Below are 15,814 nucleotides of genomic sequence, written 5' to 3'. Positions count from 1 at the left end.
GAAAGTTATGGGAAAACCAACAGGTTTCATGGAAATAGGTCGCAAATTAAGCGGCTACCGTCCGGTGCAGGAGCGCATTGGTGATTTTGGCGAAGTTGAACAAACTTTAAATGACGACGATCGCAAAGCACAGGCATCACGATGCATGGATTGCGGCGTTCCGTTTTGTCATTGGGGCTGCACGGTGTGTAGTAAAATACCTGAATGGCAGGACGCGCTTTACAAAGGAAATTATAAGGAAGCCTATGAATTGCTTTCTTCAACCAATGCTTTTCCCGAGTTCACCGGAAGAATTTGTCCTGCCTTGTGTGAAAAGTCATGTGTACTCAATATACACAATGAGCCGGTGACCATTCGTGAGAATGAAGCAGCCATTGTTGAAAAGGCATTTGAACTGGGCCTCGTTCAGCCGCGCATTCCTGAAATTCGTACGGGTAAAAAAGTGGCTGTAATAGGTTCAGGACCTGCCGGGCTTTCGGCAGCTGATTTGCTGAATCAGTTTGGACATGAGGTCACGGTTTTCGAAGCCGACGATGCCATTGGTGGTTTGCTGCGTTATGGCATTCCCGATTTTAAACTGAACAAAGGAATGATCGATCGCCGGCAAAAAGTGCTCGAAGCCGAAGGCCTTAACTTTGTTGTGAATACAAAGGTGGGAACTGATATTTCGAAGCAGGAACTTTTAAAGCAATATGATGCCGTCTGCCTGGCGGTGGGAGCAATGCAGCCGCGCGATCTGCTTACCGAAGGACGAGATACCGAAGGAATCTATTTTGCCATGGATTTCCTGAAACAACAAAACAAGGTAGTGCGTGGTCTTAAAATAAATGATGAAGAACGAATATTGGCTACCGGAAAGGATGTGCTGGTAATTGGAGGTGGTGATACGGGCTCAGACTGTGTGGGCACTTCGGTGCGTCAGAAAGCAAACAGTGTGACTCAGATTGAAATCATGCCGCAACCACCCAAAGAACGTACAGCCAATAATCCATGGCCTTACTGGCCGAATGTATTGCGCACTTCAAGTTCGCATCTTGAAGGTTGTGAGCGTCGATGGAGCCTGGCTACCAAAAAGATTCTTTCGAAAAATGGAAAAGTAAGTGGTGCCGAAGTGGTCCAGGTTGAATGGAAAAAAGATGAAAAAGGTGCATGGAAGATGAGTGAAATTCCGGGAACCAACGAGGTAATAAAAGCTGAATTGATCCTGCTTTCAATGGGTTTTGTGCATGCGCAGCACGACGGTTTACTCGATGAGTTGAAACTGGAATACGATCAACGTGGCAATGTTAAAACAGCCCCTAAAGCAACATCAACTTCAGTTGATAAGGTGTTTGCCTGTGGAGATGCCAAAAATGGTGCCAGCCTTGTGGTTCATGCCATTGCCAGTGGGCGCGAATCAGCCGCACATATTCATGACTTTTTGATGAAGAAGTAGCACCGACTAAATAGTTATTCCGGAGAAAATATTCTCACGGGAAAAGCTGATCGAATAAGGTCGGCTTTTTCTCTTTTCAACGAATAGCTTTCTTTGATGGTAAACCTGTGCTTAAATATTTTTGTTATAACTTACCATGCTTTAATCAAAGAACAACAGTTATGAGGATTTCGCTTTTGATTTTCTTCTGCTTCACTGCCCTGGCAGTGTTCTCGCAAAATACCTACATTGCCCACCGCGGTGCATCGTATCTGGCTCCTGAAAATACGCTGGCAGCCGTTAATCTTGCGTGGGAACTTGGAGTTGATGCGGTAGAAGTGGATGTGCATCTTACGGCTGATGATCGGGTGGTAGTATGTCATGACGATGACTTGAAACGCACCTCCGGCGGAACTGCCAGGGACAAAATTTCCAAGAGTAAACTGAGCGATTTGAAAAAGATTGATGTGGGGAGCTTTAAGGGAGGACAATACAAAGGTGAAACCATTCCTTTAATTGACGAAGTACTCGAAACCATTCCTGACGGTAAAACACTCGTTATTGAGATAAAATGTGGTGAAGAGATTCTTCCGGCATTGAAAAAGGCGATCCGGCTTTCAGGAAAAGAAACACAGGTAACCTTTATTTCTTTTGGCTGGGAAACCATTGTTGCCACACAAAAAGCCTTCCCCGATAATCGTTGTTACTATCTGAAAATGGTTCCATTTGGCTTACTGGGAAAGATGGACGAAGCTGCAGCACTCGGACTGGCGGGTGTCAATCTTTATTATAAGATCATTAACGAGAAGGTGGTTAAGCATGCGCAGGATCTTAATCTTGAGGTGCTTGCATGGACCATTGATGAGCCGGAAGTGATACTTCAGCTTAATAAATTGGGGGTGAATACCTTTACAAGCAATCGTCCGAAATGGCTCCGCGAACAGGTTGAAGGATTAAATTAACTATTATTCTACTTTAAGCAGTATAATTCCGGTTTGAAGCGAATTATTCATCACATAATCGAGCAATGGTTCTTTGCTAATTACAACTTGTCCGGCATCGCTTGACGCATGGATGAGGTGCATGCGGTCTTCTACGCGCGTGGTGATTCCGGTATGAATTACATCCAGTCCGTCGATATTGGTGGTGAAGGCTACAATCATTCCTTCTTCCAGATATACTTCGGTATTCTTTAGTGCTTCTTTGGGTATATAAAAGTATTCACGGGCTGCAATTTCCCCTTCAATTTTTTTAATGTCGCCAATCAGTTCCGGCTTTGCAGCAAGTTGAGGATAAGCTTCCGGATGAGTGCTCATGTAGTCTGGTTGATTATCGAAGGGTATTCCGTCGAAGAGGGGAGTAACATCCTTTACATAGCCGATGACACTGTTGTCGCTGATCCAGTCGGTGAAGTAATGCAAGCGGCTGGTATATCCATCGAGATAGCCATTGCGGTACCTGATTCGTTTGAGTATATACTGATAACTGTCGAAGGTGTAGCCACCCATTTTAAAAGTGGTGGACAGTGCCAGACAGGTTTCCACAAAGGTGGTACAATCGAATTCACGCAGATTGATCACCAGCGACTCGGGGTTTCCGCTTTCGAGTGTCTGGGCTTTGTACGGACTGCCAACAAACGATCGGGCAATTTTTTCAAGCAGAAACGACATGCGGTCGAGACTCGTTTCTTTGAATTCTTTTCTTTTTTCAAGCACCAGCAGCGAATCCTGCTGAGTGTAGATCATGTTATAATCATTTTGTGTATTAGGGATCAGTTTTCCGCATCCCAAAGTTCCCACACTTACGAATAGAAGTACCAGTAGTTGGCGCATTACAAAAAGTTTTGATTCAATTTTCCTAAGTAACAAAGAAAATTCAATTTTGATCAAGCTTTTTGTTTAGTTCATCGCTTAATTTCGAAAGTCGCTTCTGGGCTACAACCGGTTTAACATTCATGTAGCATCCGCCAACACAACCTCCCTCACAACTCATTCCTTCGATGAAATTGTATTGCTTTTGTTTCTTAATTATTTTCAGTTGCTTCAATGCTTTTCGGTCGATGCCGTTCAGCACCAGGGGCTGAATGTTGCTGTTTTCGGGCAAGCGCTTCTTCACTGCATTTAACACGCCACCGGTGCCGGCAAAACCCCAGGCATCGCCACTGGCTTCAATTTCAGATGCATCGCTTGCATAATCGGCCAGCTCGATTCCCGAGGCCATGAGTACAGCATCGAGCTCTTCAAAGTTAATGACCATGTCGACCTCGTTCACCTTAAACGATTCTGCTTTTTTGGCTATGCAAGGTCCAACGAAGACCGTCTGGGCGTTAGGGTGTTTTTGTTTTGCCAGGCGGGCGGTGTATACCATTGGTGAAGGCGTATGCGATACATGTTCCTTTAATTCGGGTACGTGTTTTTCGATGATGCTAACAAACGACGGACAGCATGAGGTAGTCATCAATTCACCCTGATTGGCCATGAACTCTTCGGCTTCATGACGGGTAGTCAGATCGGCACCTTCGGCCACATAAATCACATCGTGAAAACCAATACTGATTAAGGCTGCTTTCATTTGCGGCAGTGTGCAGTTGAACTGGGCGGCAACTGAAGGTGCCAGCATGGCCACGACCCTCTTTTTTCGTTTGATGGCAAAGGTGAGATCGAAAAGATGTGTTTCTTCAACAATGGCTCCAAAGGGGCAGGCCATCAGGCATTTGCCACAATAGGTGCACTTGTCGAAATCGATGATTTCCTTGCCGGTTTCACTCTTCGAAATGGCGCCAACCGGGCAGGCCTGCTCGCAGGGTACCGGTGCATAAATAATGGAGTGGTACGGACAAACGCTTTCACAAATACCACAGCTTACACATTTGTCCTGATTAATCACGGCACGGCGGCCAATGATGTCGATGGCATCTTTCGGACAGTTTACTTCGCAGGGACGACCTTCGCAGCCACGACACATGTTGGTGACAATGTAATTGTTTTGCTGACAACCATGACAGGCATCTTCAACCACATGCATGATTTCGCGCTCGCTGCCTGCTTTTACAAACGATTGTAAAATGAAGTCGGAAAGCGGACTGAGTTCATCTTCTTCCGATTTTACTTCAAAGCCCAGCATGGCCATGATTTTTTGCTTGATCAATGCACGGTCGCGGTAAACACAACAACGAAAGCTCTCACTTCCCCTGGGACGCATGTTCAGAGGGATCTTGTCTATTTCGTCGAGAAGTGTCTCATCAAATATCAGTTTAACAATTCGTTGCTGAATGTCTCTTCTGATTTGCATTGCCCTGTTTTCAACCACCATATCAACCCTTGTTTGGAATTTGTGTCGGCAAAATTGCTGATAATTTTGTTGAAAACATGTTTTACAGCATAAAAAATAGTGATTGTTGACTAATTATTAAACAATCTAAACTAACGTTGTGTATGGGTCTCTTTAAATCTTAAAACAAATGGTATTACCAGTAAAGCCCAGGCGATTGAAAGAATGAAGGTAGTCTTCAGTCCGATTCTGTCGGCAAGCCATCCGATGGCCAGCACATTCAATGAGTTGATAAAGAAATTCATGCCCATGTAAACGCCGTTGATAAAGGCTCCGTTTTGTGTCTTTTTATCGTGAACGGCAGCAAGCATAACAGGCCCGGGGGCAAAAATGAAAATACCAAGCAATATGAGCAGAGGAATGGTAGCGATTCCGCTTGAAAGCATAAAAAACAGCATTAATACAGGAGCTCCAATTGCTGAAATTATAAATAGATTTTTTCTACCTATTTTATCTGACAAGGTACCACTAAGCAAAGTTCCGGCAGCACCGGCCAGCTGTAAAATCGAAAGCGAAATTCCGGCAAACCACAAGCTGTTTCCAGCTTCATTGATGTAGGTTGGTAAGTAGAGCGTAAGTGCTGACTTCATTCCACCTCTGAATAAAACGATGCTGGTAGTGGTTATCAGTACCGGCATAAAACGTTTTAAGCTTAGGCCATAAGTTTCACGGGCTTTCTCTTCTTTTTTTGATTTGAAATCATGACGTATACTGATGTCTTTAAATTTGTAATATAGTATCACTGAAGTGAATACTCCCAGAGGAATGAGCTTGTAGCTGCCTTCGAGCCCCCACAACGAAATGGCCCCTAAGATGATTACAGGGCCAAGGGTGCGTGCAAGTTCACCTCCAAGCATATAAAAACTCATTCCCTTGCCAATTTTATTTCCGGCTACATGTTTTATCATAACCGGAGCAGGCACATGAAAAAGCGTAGAGCTGATACCTGAAATAAACAGGAGGATTGCTGCAAAAATGTAGGAAGAAGCGAGCCCAATTAAGCTCATCGAAATGGCTGTGAGTGCCGGCGTTATGATTATAAAATAACGGACGCTCATTTTATCGGCAATCATTCCTACAAACGGATTGAAAAGCGAAGGGATTCGTTGAATGACATTTAGCAATCCGGCCATCGAATAATTAATGCCGTATTTTTCCATCAAAAGAGGCAATATCGGCGCTAAAAACGAAGTGTAAATATCGTGAATATGATGAGCAGCCGAAATCGAAGCAACCTTGCTTGTGCTAAATGTATTTCTTGAAAATGACATTTGTTTATTTGTGTCTTTTCTGAAGCTCCTTTGCCAAATCTTCTATACGATATCCTTTGTGTGTGAGCAAAACAATGAGGTGATACAGCAAATCGGCACCTTCATAAAGGAAGTTTTCATCGTCGTTGGCCATGGCACCAATGATGGTTTCAACGGCCTCTTCGCCTACTTTCTGTGTAATGGTACGTGTACCTTTCTGAAACAGGGAAGTGGTGTACGAGCCCTCGGGCATCTCGGCTTTGCGTTTGTCAATAAAATCCTGTAGTTGAGTCAGGAACAGGATGTCTTGTTGATTTTGAGTTAATTCGTTCATGATATTTCCTTTTTTAACCACAGAGAACACAAAGGTTGACACAAAGAACACAAAGGAAATTTCTCTGCGATTTCTCCGCGTTCACTGCGGTTTAATTTTACAATCTTACGGGTATGTTTTTACTTGTTAAAAAATTCTTTAAATCGGGGATGGCAATTTCCTTGTAGTGAAAGATGCTGGCAGCCAGTCCGGCATCGGCTTTTCCGGTGGTGAACACCTCTACAAAATGTTCCATCGATCCTGCTCCGCCCGAGGCAATGATGGGGATTTTCAACATGTCGGCCATTTGAGCCAGTTCGGCATTGGCAAAGCCGTTTTTGGTGCCGTCGTGATCCATGCTGGTGAACAGAATTTCGCCGGCCCCCCGGTCTTCGGCTTCTTTGGCCCAGCTAAACAATTCCTTGTTGGTGGGAATGCGGCCGCCGTTGACGGTCACGGTCCAGCGCCCGTCGTAATTTTTGGCATCGATGGCCACCACCACGAACTGGGTTCCAAAATTGAGGGCCAGCTCGTCGATCAGCTTTGGATTGCGCACAGCCGATGAGTTAATCGAAACCTTATCAGCACCCGCACTGAGGAGCGCTTCGGCATCTTTCAGTTCACTGATGCCACCTCCCACAGTAAATGGAATGTTGATTTCGCGGGCTATGCGTTTCACCAGGTCCACAAAGGTTTTACGGCCTTCGTGCGTGGCGGTAATGTCGAGGAAAACCAGTTCGTCGGCGCCCTGTTCGGCATACAGGGCACCCAGTTCAACGGGGTCGCCCACGGCTTTGATTCCGACAAAGTTGATGCCTTTCACGGTCTGACCGTCTTTGATGTCAAGGCAAGGTATGATTCGTTTTGCTAGCATAATCGTTTGTTTTAAACACAAAGGCCACTAAGGGTTTTCACGAAGGGCACAATGAAAATTTAGTTTGTTAATAGCATCTTTATTCCAAGTCCCACCGAAACTGCCACCAAAAAAGACACCAACGTTCCCAACAAGAAATATTCGGCTTTGGGGTTGCCTTCTTTTTGTATTTCGCTGAAACGGAAGATCGATTTTGCGGCTACCAGAAATCCAATAGCCTGAAATTGCCCGGAAAGTATGAAAATCAAGATCAGGATGCGTTCAATAAAACCAATCCACGCCGAAGCATTGCTTTTGAGTGGTGTGCTTTGTGTGTTGGTGATGCTTTGAAGAAATTTTCCGATCAATATTCCCGAAGGAGTTGTTACCAGCACAAACCCAGCGGCAAATTTCCAAAACAGCGGGTGTTGAATAACTGGGCCTCCAAGTGAAGCGTATCGTGCAAGTATCATTAGAACAGCAATGTGGAGCATTTGGTCGGCAATAAAAGCCAACAGGTTATCGCGGGTTTTGGTTTTCGCAAAATCGATCAGGTAATGGCTGATAAAAATGATGGGGAAGAACCACCACAAAGCTATTTGTAAAGTGAAAATGACTGGTAAAGCTGAAGCAATTGCTGCATGAAACAATAATTTTTTCGATCTTAAACCGTTCTCGCGCTTGCTGTTGACCCAGCTCGCAGGTTGTAACCAAAAATCGGCAACCAGGTGTCCGGTGAATAGAGCTAGAAAGAGGGAATTCATATCAGATCAATTTAATAGTTTTTTCATAGCCTTTAAGAAATGTTTCGAAGGCAGGCCAATTGACTGATTTAAGTGACTTACTTACAGCTGGTTCGCTAACACTGAGTCGTTGTGCCATTTCTTTTTGGGTTTTACACTGGGTGGCCATAGCGATGGTGGATGCCTGGCCAGGCTTCCAACTCGAAATCATGCTGTCGGCCAGGTGAAATGCCGCATCCAGCATGGGTTGATGTCTGGGCGAATTGGTGGCAATTTTGAACAAACGCCCTTCGTCCTTCATGGTGTCGATTTGATGGCCAGATAGTTGAAAAGCCTCGCCCTCGGACTGGAGCACATTGCCGGGTTCGATTTTCGAAACAGTACCAATGCCAACGCTGATTCGAGCCCAAGTTTCGGCTTTCCAGAGAATGATGGATTGAATGGTGAGCGCAACTTCGGCCGATTTCTCAGCTATGACCATCAGTTGAAAGCTATCGCCCCGGTAAAACTTTAGCGGTAGCATTACAAACGGATTGTTGCCGAGGTATTTCGACAGCTCTTCGTTCATGCAACTGAACTGATCTGATGAAATTTCGGAAGAAGCCACTAAATCGCCAGTGAGGACTGCTATGTTTTTGTTTTTCTTCACTTTCCAAAAATAAATTATTCGTTTTAAATAAACAAGAATTAACCTAAAAAGGTTAATTGTGATTAAATTAACCTAAAATGGTTAATAATGTAGGAATTAACCTAAAAAGGTTAATCTATTTCTTCTGGAACCGTTCAATTTCTTTCAAAGATATTCTGTTCTCATAAATTGCTTTCCCGGTAATGACGCCCGGAACACCCATTTCATCCAACTCGTAAATGTCTTTCATGCTGGCAATCCCTCCGCTGGCAATCAATTCGAGGGAGGGGAATTTAGCCATGATTTCTTTATACAATTCAATACTTGGCCCGGTTAACATTCCATCGCGGGCAATGTCGGTCGAAATGACTTTTTGGATACCTCGGTTGGTATAGCTTTCAATAAAATCGAGAATGGGCAGTTCCGACACCTCCTGCCAGCCACTCACGGCAATCATTTTGTCTTTGGCATCGGCACCCAGGATGATTTTTTCAGCACCATAGGTAGCTATCCAATGCAGAAAAGTCTCGTGGTCTTTAACGGCAATGCTTCCGCCTGTTACCATGCTTGCACCGCATTCAAAGGCAATGCGCAGGTCTTCGTCACTTTTCAAGCCACCGCCAAAGTCAATCACTAAATTGGTTCTCGATGCAATGGTTTCGAGCACCTTATGGTTGACAATGTGCTTGGCTTTGGCGCCATCTAAATCAACAAGGTGCAGCCGTTTGATACCTGCATCTTCGAACATTTTGGCTACTTCGAGCGGGTTTTCGTTGTACACCGTTTTCTGTTGGTAGTCGCCCTGCGAAAGACGAACACATTTGGCGTCGATGAGGTCGATGGCTGGAATGATTGTTATCATGGGATGTGTGATTAACGATTTAAGATTAACGATTGGTTGGTAGATTGGTGATTTTATTTTGTTTGCGTTTGCTGGTTTCAATACTTTTTACAAAGATTGAAATCAATTCATTGCTTTCGGCAATAAGTTCTTTGAGTATATTTTTATTAGAATGAAGATCTGCTCCATCAATAATTCTGAGGTTGATATGCGTTTCACGAAGTTCTTTTAAGCAAATTCCTAGTTTATGAATAAAATCACGTCCGGATTCAGCACTTTGTGCTTCACCATAGTTCAATGCAGGTGACGAACCAGAACGAACAATCTGATCTGCCATTCTCTTTCCTGCAATTGATGGATTTATCCCTTCGGAAAGCTTAATAATTTGAATAGCAAATCGAATTAATCGGTCTTCTAATTCTTTAGGTGTCATAACAACTTCTTTAATCGTTAATCTCAAATCGTTAATCTTAAATATTAATAAAATTCTCCAATATTTTCGCGCCCACCTTCTGGCTTTTCTCGGGGTGAAACTGTGTGGCGTAAAAGTTGTCCTTGTGCAGGGCCGCGCTGAACGGGTTGATGTAATCGCAGGTGGCCGCAGTGTGCTCACCCACTTCAACATAGTAGGAGTGAACAAAATAGACAAACTGGTTTTCCAGGTCAGGCGTCATGAGGGCACTGTTTAGCTTGTGAATGCTATTCCATCCCATGTGCGGTACTTTGGTAATAAACTCCTGTCCTGGTTGGGGGATAAAACGTTTCACCTTTTCGTTGAAAATACCCAGGCATGCTACGTCGCCTTCTTCGCTATGAGCGCACATGAGCTGCTGGCCAAGACAGATGCCCAGTACAGGCTGCTTTAAATTTCGGATCAGCACATCGAGTTGGTGCTCGCGCAAATAGGCCATGGTGGTGCTGGCTTCACCCACCCCTGGAAAAATGACTTTATCGGCTGCGCGGATTTTGTCGTGGTTGGCAGTAATTTCAGCCTTTACCCCCAGGCGCATGAGGGCATTGTTCACCGATTCGATGTTGCCCGCGTTGTATTTGATGATGACGATGTTCATATTTTGAGTTCCTATGTTCCTATGTTCCTGAGTTCCTGAGTTCCTGAGTAAAATACTTAGGGACTTTGGTACTTAGGCACTCAGGAACTATTTTAATAACTTTTCAATTACCCGCTTCATCTCCTCAAACTCTTCTTCCTTAAAGAGCCTGGTCATGAAAACAATTTTACCGTCTTTGTCGATGATCACATTGCGGGTCACCCCTGCGTTTTGTTCGGCAAACGCATAGAAAATACTTCCGTCCAAATCGAGCGCAAGGGGATAGGTAATTTGCATTTGTTGTTGAAATTCCAATACCTTCTCTGCCGGTTCTTTTAGGTCGATACCATACAGTGCAAAATCGGGATTGTTTTTGTGTTTTTGCCAGATATCCTTTTCTATATGCGGCATTTCCTTACGGCAAACACCGCACCAACTGGCGGTAAATTGTAGCATCACTACTTTCCCGCGCAAGGCTTTCATGCTGGTTTGGGTTTCATTGGGAAGTAGCAGATCGAAATCGGGGACGGTTTGTCCCAATGTTACAATATAACCGTAATCGGCCGGGATTTCTTTTTGAAAGGTTTGCGCTTCAGCATTATTCATGATGAAAAGCGAAATGCATAGCAAAATGAATATTTTAAGTAAGTGCTTCATTGTTCGTTGGTTTTGCTAATTTGAAACAAACGTTTTGCAATTAATTTTGAGAATACAATCCAGGGAACCAGCGATGCAATGGAGAAAATAAGCCCAATGGTTCCAAAGGTAGAAGGAATGGTCATTAAAAAAGCTGAAATTAGTCCCCAGATGGCAGTTGTTCTGCTGAATGTTTTTGCCGGGTCGTTCAACATCGAAAAGCCAATGATAACCAACGCAATGCCATTCAGAATGTAATAAACAACGAAGGCTGTCCCCTTGTATGCCTCGTGAATGGCCTGACCTGCAGCCAATAGCTGTTGTTGGAGCATGGCATCGGTGGTGGCATAATACTGTTTGCTCAGCGAAAACATTTCGAAAGCCGCAGTGGAAGCATAATATACGGCTATGCCAATGAAGCCGAGTACCAGGGCAATAAACATGGGATAGGCTTTGGTTTTTCGCAAAGCTGCAAACAAGGCCAGGTACACAAAAGCCAGCAAAATGTTGTTCACCAGGTAGAGCAGGTCGAGACTCAACAGGCCCAGGAACCAGTTCTGCTGAAACAATTTAAAGAAATCGAGCACATTGGATGGTGGTGGCCACAGTCCAAAAATGACTATTTGTACCGGAATGATGGCCACTACGATGAGTGCCATGATGCCGCCTAAGCGACAAAGTTTATTCCAGTCAGTTGGAGTGAAGATGGTTTGGTTCATTGTTCGTTAATTAGCTGAATACTACCGTCCGGTTGTTGTAAACCAGGATCTTTCGTTCAATATGTTTGTTTACTGCTTTCGACAGGACAATCTTTTCCAGGTCGCGGCCTTTGGCAACCAGGTCGTTCACGGTGTCCTTATGGCTGATGCGCGCCACATCTTGTTTGATGATAGGCCCGGCATCGAGTTCGGGGGTCACATAATGACTGGTAGCCCCAATGATTTTAACACCTCGCTGATGGGCCGCATGATAGGGTTTTGCCCCTACAAATGCGGGTAAAAATGAATGGTGGATATTGATGATCTTGTTGGGATAGTGGGTGATAAACTCGTCGGAAATGATTTGCATGTATCGTGCCAGTACAATGAAATCGATTTTATTTTTACGTAGCAAAGCCAGTTCTTTTTCTTCCTGTTCGGCTTTGTTTTCTTTGTTAATTGGGAAATGGTGATACTCAATGCCGAAACCTTCAGCCACCGGTTGCATGTCGGGGTGATTGCTGATGATGAGCGGGATATCGACATTCCATTCTCCGGCTGTGTAGCGTGCCAAAAGGTCGAACAGGCAGTGCGACATTTTTGAAACATAGATGGCCATTCGTGGCTTTTCCTCAGAGAAATAGATGTTGAAGGTCATATTGAACTTATGAGCCAGGAGTGTTTCGAAATAATCCGAAATCTTCTCCTTAGGGATGGTGAAATTTTCCAATTCCCACTCAACCCTCATATAGAAAAGTTTTTCTTCCCGATCGACGTGCTGGTCGAGGTAGAGAATGTTTCCGTTGTTGGTATTGATGAATTCGGTCACCAGCGCCAGCAAGCCTTGCTTGTCGGGGCAGTGCAGCAACAGGATGGCTGTTTTCTTTTGTTCGGTTTTTGGTTGAATGCGTTTCATAATATATTGATTTAACCACAAAGGGCACAAAGTACGACACTAAGTACACAAAGGGTTATAAAATAACACGTTTAATTCCGTCTTTCAGATGTTTTACATTAAAATTGACCAGTAAGCCAAGTTTGCATTTAGAAAGTTTCAAATAGGTTAATACCTGGGCAAGATGAATTTCATTGAGTGTTTCTACAGCTTTTAATTCTATTACTATTTGGTTTTCTACCAGCAGATCGATCCGATAACCGGCATCTAATTTTATTTCCTCATAAATTAAAGGTAAGATTTTCTGTTTTTCAACGCTAAGTCCCGCTTTTCTGAGTTCATAATACAAACATTCTTCATAAGCACTTTCAAGTAAACCTGGACCTATCGCAGTGTGAACCTTAAAGGCACAATCCAGTATCACTTTGAATATTTGTTCTTGATCCATTTTACTTAGTGTTTCTTCGTGTTGTACTTTGTGTTCTTTGTGGTTAAAGTACACCCTTGGTTGATGGCAGCTCAAAGTTAAACACATCTTTCTTAATCGCCATTTTGATGGCTTTGGCCAGGGCTTTAAAGATGCCTTCAATTTTGTGGTGCTCGTTTTGTCCCTCAGCCTTGATGTTGAGGTTGCATTTCGAGGCATCGCTGAACGATTTGAAGAAGTGCAGGAACATTTCGGTGGGCATGTCGCCAACCCGCTCGCGGGTGAATTCGGCATCCCACACCAGCCAGGGCCGGCCACCAAAGTCGAGCGCCACCTGTATGAGGCTGTCGTCCATGGGCAGGCAAAAGCCGTAGCGTTCAATGCCGCGCTTGTTGCCCAGCGCTTTTAAGAAAGCTTCACCAAGCGCAAGGGCAGTGTCTTCGATGGTATGGTGTTCATCCACTTCCAGGTCGCCTTTCACCATTACTTTCAGATCGATGCCCGAGTGACGGCTAATCTGGTCGAGCATGTGGTTGAAAAAGCCCAGTCCGGTAGAAATGTTGGTTTTGCCTGTTCCATCAAGGTCGAGCCAGATATCAATGTCGGTTTCTTTGGTGGTGCGCTTTACGGTGGCCGTTCGGTCAGTTTTGGCCACTTCGGCATACACCTTGTCCCAGTTGGCGGTTTTCAGTACGCAAACTTCGGATAGGCCTTTCTCGGCAAGCAGTTCGTCCGCTTCGTTGCTGAGCCAGATGGCTTTGCAACCGAGGTTTTTGGCCAGTTCCACATCGGTCAAACGGTCACCAATGACGTAACTGTTGGCCAGGTCGTAGCTGCCGTCCATGTATTTTTCCATCATGCCGGTGCGTGGCTTGCGGGTAGGCGCATTATCTTCAGGAAAGCTGCGATCAATAAGGATGTCATCGAAAACCACCCCTTCGCCCTCGAAGACTTTCAGCATTTTGTTGTGCGCCGGCCAAAAGGTTTCTTCGGGGAATGAACTTGTTCCCAGTCCGTCCTGATTGGTCACCATTACCAGCTCATAGTCGAGGTTCCTGGCAATGAAATGCATGTTGCGAAACACACCCGGGTAAAACTCCAGTTTTTCGAGGCTGTCGAGTTGGTAATCTACAGGAGGTTCAATAACCAGGGTTCCGTCTCTATCGATAAAAAGTGCTTTCTTCATCGTATCATTTTTTGAAATAAGAAATAATAAATAAGGAACATGGAATCAGGAATTACGCTTCTTCGCAGTTTCGATGCTTTTTAGAAAAATTGCGATTAATTCGTTATTTTCCTTTAAGATATCATTTATTCGTTCAGGCTTCAATAGTGGTTTTCGAATAATGATTTTTAAACAAATACGGGTTTCTCTTAATTCCTTTAGAATAACTTTCAGTTTATGAATGAAGTCATTTTTTGATTCTGCCGATTGAGCTTCGCCATTATTCAAAGCAGGTGAAGTTCCGCAACGAATTAATTGACCACCAATGTGGTTTCCTAATTTCGTATTAGGCAAAGATTCTACAATCTCACTAATTCTGATGGCAAAATCAATTAAACGGTCTTCCAAATCATACTTTCGTTCATTGATAAAAGCTTCTCCTTTTTAGTTTCTCATTCCTTATTTCTTATTTTTTATTCCTTGTTTATTTTAGACTTTCTAATTTTTTAAGTAGCTCGCGATTTTCCTCCGGGCTTCCCACCGTTATTCGCAGGCTGTTTTCGCAAAGGGTTACTTTTGATCGGTCGCGAACAATCACTCCTTCGTTCATCAGGTGCTCGAATTTCTCACGGGCACCTTCCATCTTTACCAACAAGAAGTTGGCATCGCTGGGATAAATCTTCTGTGCAAAGGGCAATTTCCTTAGCTCATTGGCCAATTTTTCACGCTCGTCAATGATGTTTTTGACCCAGGCCTCTTTCTGTTCAGCATTTTGTAAGGACTGCATCACCCGCTGTTGAGTGAGCTGGTTGATGTTGTAGGGATACTTGATTTTGTTCAGTATGCCAATGATTTCGGGCGATGCGAAGGCCATTCCCAAACGGATTCCGGCCAGTCCCCAGGCTTTCGAGAAGGTTTGCAGAATCACCAGGTTGGGGTATTTTTCCAATTTAGACAAAAGGCTTTCACCGGGTGCAAAGTCGATGTAGGCCTCATCGACTACTACCAAACCATTCAAATTGCTGAGAATGTTAATCATTTCGGTTTTAGAGAGCAGGTTGCCCGATGGGTTGTTGGGCGAACACAGAAAAACCAGTTTAGTTTTTTCGTTAGCTGTATCGAGCAACTTTTGGCTATCGAGCTCAAAGTTTTTGGTAAGCAGCACTTTTTTCACTTCAACATCGTTAATGCCGGCCGAAACCGTGTACATTCCGTACGATGGCTCAATGGCCACCACATTGTCAACCCCGGGGTTACAAAATGCACGAAACAGCAAGTCGATGGCTTCGTCGCTGCCGTTGCCCAGAAAGATTTGATTGGTTTGTGTGCCTTTTATTTCGGCAATGCGCTTTTTAACCTCCATTTGGTAGGGGTCGGGATAACGGTTGTAGCCCGTATCGTAAGGGTTTTCATTGGCATCGAGAAACACCGAGGCACTGCCGCTAAACTCATCGCGGGCCGAGGAGTAGGGTTTGAGAGCCAGTATGTTTGGGCGTAAAAGTTGTTTTATTGGTTTCATTTCTCATTTTTTAGAAAGCAATTGGACGCGATTGAAAGCAATAGAATGCTATT

At 44.2% G+C, this 15,814-nt stretch carries 19 protein-coding genes; 2 read left to right on the top strand and 17 right to left on the bottom strand.

Annotated features, from left to right (window positions below):
- The first annotated feature begins 7 nt into the window (after positions 1-7).
- A complete protein-coding gene (locus FHS86_RS11970; RefSeq protein ID WP_429413726.1) occupies positions 8-1,435 on the top strand; it encodes a glutamate synthase subunit beta in 1,428 nt (475 codons plus the stop codon).
- A gap of 161 nt (positions 1,436-1,596) precedes the next feature.
- Positions 1,597-2,376 (top strand): glycerophosphodiester phosphodiesterase family protein, encoded by a 780-nt coding sequence (locus FHS86_RS11965; protein WP_429413723.1) that lies wholly within the window; start codon positions 1,597-1,599, stop codon positions 2,374-2,376.
- A gap of 3 nt (positions 2,377-2,379) precedes the next feature.
- Here the strand turns inward: FHS86_RS11965 and FHS86_RS11960 are convergent, their stop codons facing one another.
- The 17 genes from FHS86_RS11960 to hisC form a co-directional block, all read right to left on the bottom strand.
- Positions 2,380-3,246 (bottom strand): N-acetylmuramoyl-L-alanine amidase-like domain-containing protein, encoded by an 867-nt coding sequence (locus FHS86_RS11960; protein WP_429413720.1) that lies wholly within the window; start codon positions 3,244-3,246, stop codon positions 2,380-2,382.
- A 43-nt stretch (positions 3,247-3,289) separates the two neighbouring features.
- Positions 3,290-4,705, bottom strand: coding sequence for a monomeric [FeFe] hydrogenase (locus FHS86_RS11955; protein WP_429413717.1), 1,416 nt, complete (start codon positions 4,703-4,705; stop codon positions 3,290-3,292).
- Between the two features lie 131 nt (positions 4,706-4,836).
- The gene (locus FHS86_RS11950; protein WP_429413714.1) at positions 4,837-6,015 is read right to left on the bottom strand and encodes an MFS transporter; all 1,179 of its coding nucleotides are present in this window, start codon (positions 6,013-6,015) and stop codon (positions 4,837-4,839) included.
- A gap of 4 nt (positions 6,016-6,019) precedes the next feature.
- Positions 6,020-6,328 (bottom strand): phosphoribosyl-ATP diphosphatase, encoded by a 309-nt coding sequence (hisE, locus tag FHS86_RS11945; protein ID WP_429413712.1) that lies wholly within the window; start codon positions 6,326-6,328, stop codon positions 6,020-6,022.
- Between the two features lie 97 nt (positions 6,329-6,425).
- Positions 6,426-7,181, bottom strand: a complete 756-nt coding sequence (gene hisF / locus FHS86_RS11940; RefSeq protein WP_429413709.1) for an imidazole glycerol phosphate synthase subunit HisF — start codon at positions 7,179-7,181, stop codon at positions 6,426-6,428.
- A 59-nt stretch (positions 7,182-7,240) separates the two neighbouring features.
- Positions 7,241-7,924 (bottom strand): DUF3307 domain-containing protein, encoded by a 684-nt coding sequence (locus FHS86_RS11935; RefSeq protein WP_429413707.1) that lies wholly within the window; start codon positions 7,922-7,924, stop codon positions 7,241-7,243.
- Between the two features lies 1 nt (position 7,925).
- A complete protein-coding gene (locus FHS86_RS11930; protein WP_429413704.1) occupies positions 7,926-8,552 on the bottom strand; it encodes a hypothetical protein in 627 nt (208 codons plus the stop codon).
- Positions 8,553-8,667: 115 nt separating this feature from the next.
- Positions 8,668-9,393, bottom strand: coding sequence for a 1-(5-phosphoribosyl)-5-[(5-phosphoribosylamino)methylideneamino]imidazole-4-carboxamide isomerase (hisA, locus tag FHS86_RS11925; RefSeq protein WP_429413701.1), 726 nt, complete (start codon positions 9,391-9,393; stop codon positions 8,668-8,670).
- A gap of 25 nt (positions 9,394-9,418) precedes the next feature.
- Positions 9,419-9,805, bottom strand: coding sequence for a four helix bundle protein (locus FHS86_RS11920; RefSeq protein WP_429413698.1), 387 nt, complete (start codon positions 9,803-9,805; stop codon positions 9,419-9,421).
- A gap of 37 nt (positions 9,806-9,842) precedes the next feature.
- On the bottom strand, positions 9,843-10,442 hold the full coding sequence (hisH, locus tag FHS86_RS11915; RefSeq protein ID WP_429413695.1) for an imidazole glycerol phosphate synthase subunit HisH: 600 nt from the start codon (positions 10,440-10,442) through the stop codon (positions 9,843-9,845).
- 87 nt (positions 10,443-10,529) lie between these two features.
- Positions 10,530-11,078: a TlpA family protein disulfide reductase gene (locus FHS86_RS11910; RefSeq protein WP_429413692.1), complete on the bottom strand. Its 549-nt coding sequence runs from the start codon at positions 11,076-11,078 to the stop codon at positions 10,530-10,532.
- On the bottom strand, positions 11,075-11,776 hold the full coding sequence (locus tag FHS86_RS11905) for a hypothetical protein (RefSeq protein ID WP_429413689.1): 702 nt from the start codon (positions 11,774-11,776) through the stop codon (positions 11,075-11,077). The genes FHS86_RS11910 and FHS86_RS11905 overlap by 4 nt, the downstream gene beginning before the upstream one ends.
- A 10-nt stretch (positions 11,777-11,786) precedes the next feature.
- Complete coding sequence (gene purU, locus FHS86_RS11900) at positions 11,787-12,671, bottom strand: formyltetrahydrofolate deformylase (RefSeq protein WP_429413686.1); 885 nt, start codon at positions 12,669-12,671, stop codon at positions 11,787-11,789.
- 55 nt (positions 12,672-12,726) lie between these two features.
- Positions 12,727-13,098, bottom strand: coding sequence for a GxxExxY protein (locus FHS86_RS11895; RefSeq protein ID WP_429413683.1), 372 nt, complete (start codon positions 13,096-13,098; stop codon positions 12,727-12,729).
- Positions 13,099-13,141: 43 nt separating this feature from the next.
- A complete protein-coding gene (gene hisB / locus FHS86_RS11890) occupies positions 13,142-14,263 on the bottom strand; it encodes a bifunctional histidinol-phosphatase/imidazoleglycerol-phosphate dehydratase HisB (protein ID WP_429413681.1) in 1,122 nt (373 codons plus the stop codon).
- A gap of 45 nt (positions 14,264-14,308) precedes the next feature.
- On the bottom strand, positions 14,309-14,650 hold the full coding sequence (locus FHS86_RS11885) for a four helix bundle protein (RefSeq protein WP_429413678.1): 342 nt from the start codon (positions 14,648-14,650) through the stop codon (positions 14,309-14,311).
- Positions 14,651-14,726: 76 nt separating this feature from the next.
- A complete protein-coding gene (gene hisC, locus FHS86_RS11880) occupies positions 14,727-15,761 on the bottom strand; it encodes a histidinol-phosphate transaminase (protein ID WP_429413676.1) in 1,035 nt (344 codons plus the stop codon).
- Between the last annotated feature and the right edge of the window lie 53 nt (positions 15,762-15,814).

Source organism: Roseimarinus sediminis, assembly GCF_050433125.1.
Taxonomy (GTDB): domain Bacteria; phylum Bacteroidota; class Bacteroidia; order Bacteroidales; family Prolixibacteraceae; genus Roseimarinus; species Roseimarinus sediminis.
This window is presented reverse-complemented; position numbering and strand designations above follow the sequence as displayed.

What these genes read in the sequence shown, in the direction of transcription:
- FHS86_RS11955 (WP_429413717.1), bottom strand. Translation starts at nt 4,705, where the DNA reads ATGCAAATCAGAAGAGACATTCAGCAACGAATTGTTAAACTGATATTT.
- FHS86_RS11960 (WP_429413720.1), bottom strand. Translation starts at nt 3,246, where the DNA reads ATGCGCCAACTACTGGTACTTCTATTCGTAAGTGTGGGAACTTTGGGA.
- purU (WP_429413686.1), bottom strand. Translation starts at nt 12,671, where the DNA reads ATGAAACGCATTCAACCAAAAACCGAACAAAAGAAAACAGCCATCCTG.
- FHS86_RS11970 (WP_429413726.1), top strand. Translation starts at nt 8, where the DNA reads ATGGGAAAACCAACAGGTTTCATGGAAATAGGTCGCAAATTAAGCGGC.
- hisA (WP_429413701.1), bottom strand. Translation starts at nt 9,393, where the DNA reads ATGATAACAATCATTCCAGCCATCGACCTCATCGACGCCAAATGTGTT.
- FHS86_RS11935 (WP_429413707.1), bottom strand. Translation starts at nt 7,924, where the DNA reads ATGAATTCCCTCTTTCTAGCTCTATTCACCGGACACCTGGTTGCCGAT.
- hisB (WP_429413681.1), bottom strand. Translation starts at nt 14,263, where the DNA reads ATGAAGAAAGCACTTTTTATCGATAGAGACGGAACCCTGGTTATTGAA.
- hisE (WP_429413712.1), bottom strand. Translation starts at nt 6,328, where the DNA reads ATGAACGAATTAACTCAAAATCAACAAGACATCCTGTTCCTGACTCAA.
- FHS86_RS11905 (WP_429413689.1), bottom strand. Translation starts at nt 11,776, where the DNA reads ATGAACCAAACCATCTTCACTCCAACTGACTGGAATAAACTTTGTCGC.
- FHS86_RS11910 (WP_429413692.1), bottom strand. Translation starts at nt 11,078, where the DNA reads ATGAAGCACTTACTTAAAATATTCATTTTGCTATGCATTTCGCTTTTC.
- hisH (WP_429413695.1), bottom strand. Translation starts at nt 10,442, where the DNA reads ATGAACATCGTCATCATCAAATACAACGCGGGCAACATCGAATCGGTG.
- FHS86_RS11920 (WP_429413698.1), bottom strand. Translation starts at nt 9,805, where the DNA reads ATGACACCTAAAGAATTAGAAGACCGATTAATTCGATTTGCTATTCAA.
- FHS86_RS11895 (WP_429413683.1), bottom strand. Translation starts at nt 13,098, where the DNA reads ATGGATCAAGAACAAATATTCAAAGTGATACTGGATTGTGCCTTTAAG.
- FHS86_RS11950 (WP_429413714.1), bottom strand. Translation starts at nt 6,015, where the DNA reads ATGTCATTTTCAAGAAATACATTTAGCACAAGCAAGGTTGCTTCGATT.
- FHS86_RS11965 (WP_429413723.1), top strand. Translation starts at nt 1,597, where the DNA reads ATGAGGATTTCGCTTTTGATTTTCTTCTGCTTCACTGCCCTGGCAGTG.
- hisF (WP_429413709.1), bottom strand. Translation starts at nt 7,181, where the DNA reads ATGCTAGCAAAACGAATCATACCTTGCCTTGACATCAAAGACGGTCAG.
- hisC (WP_429413676.1), bottom strand. Translation starts at nt 15,761, where the DNA reads ATGAAACCAATAAAACAACTTTTACGCCCAAACATACTGGCTCTCAAA.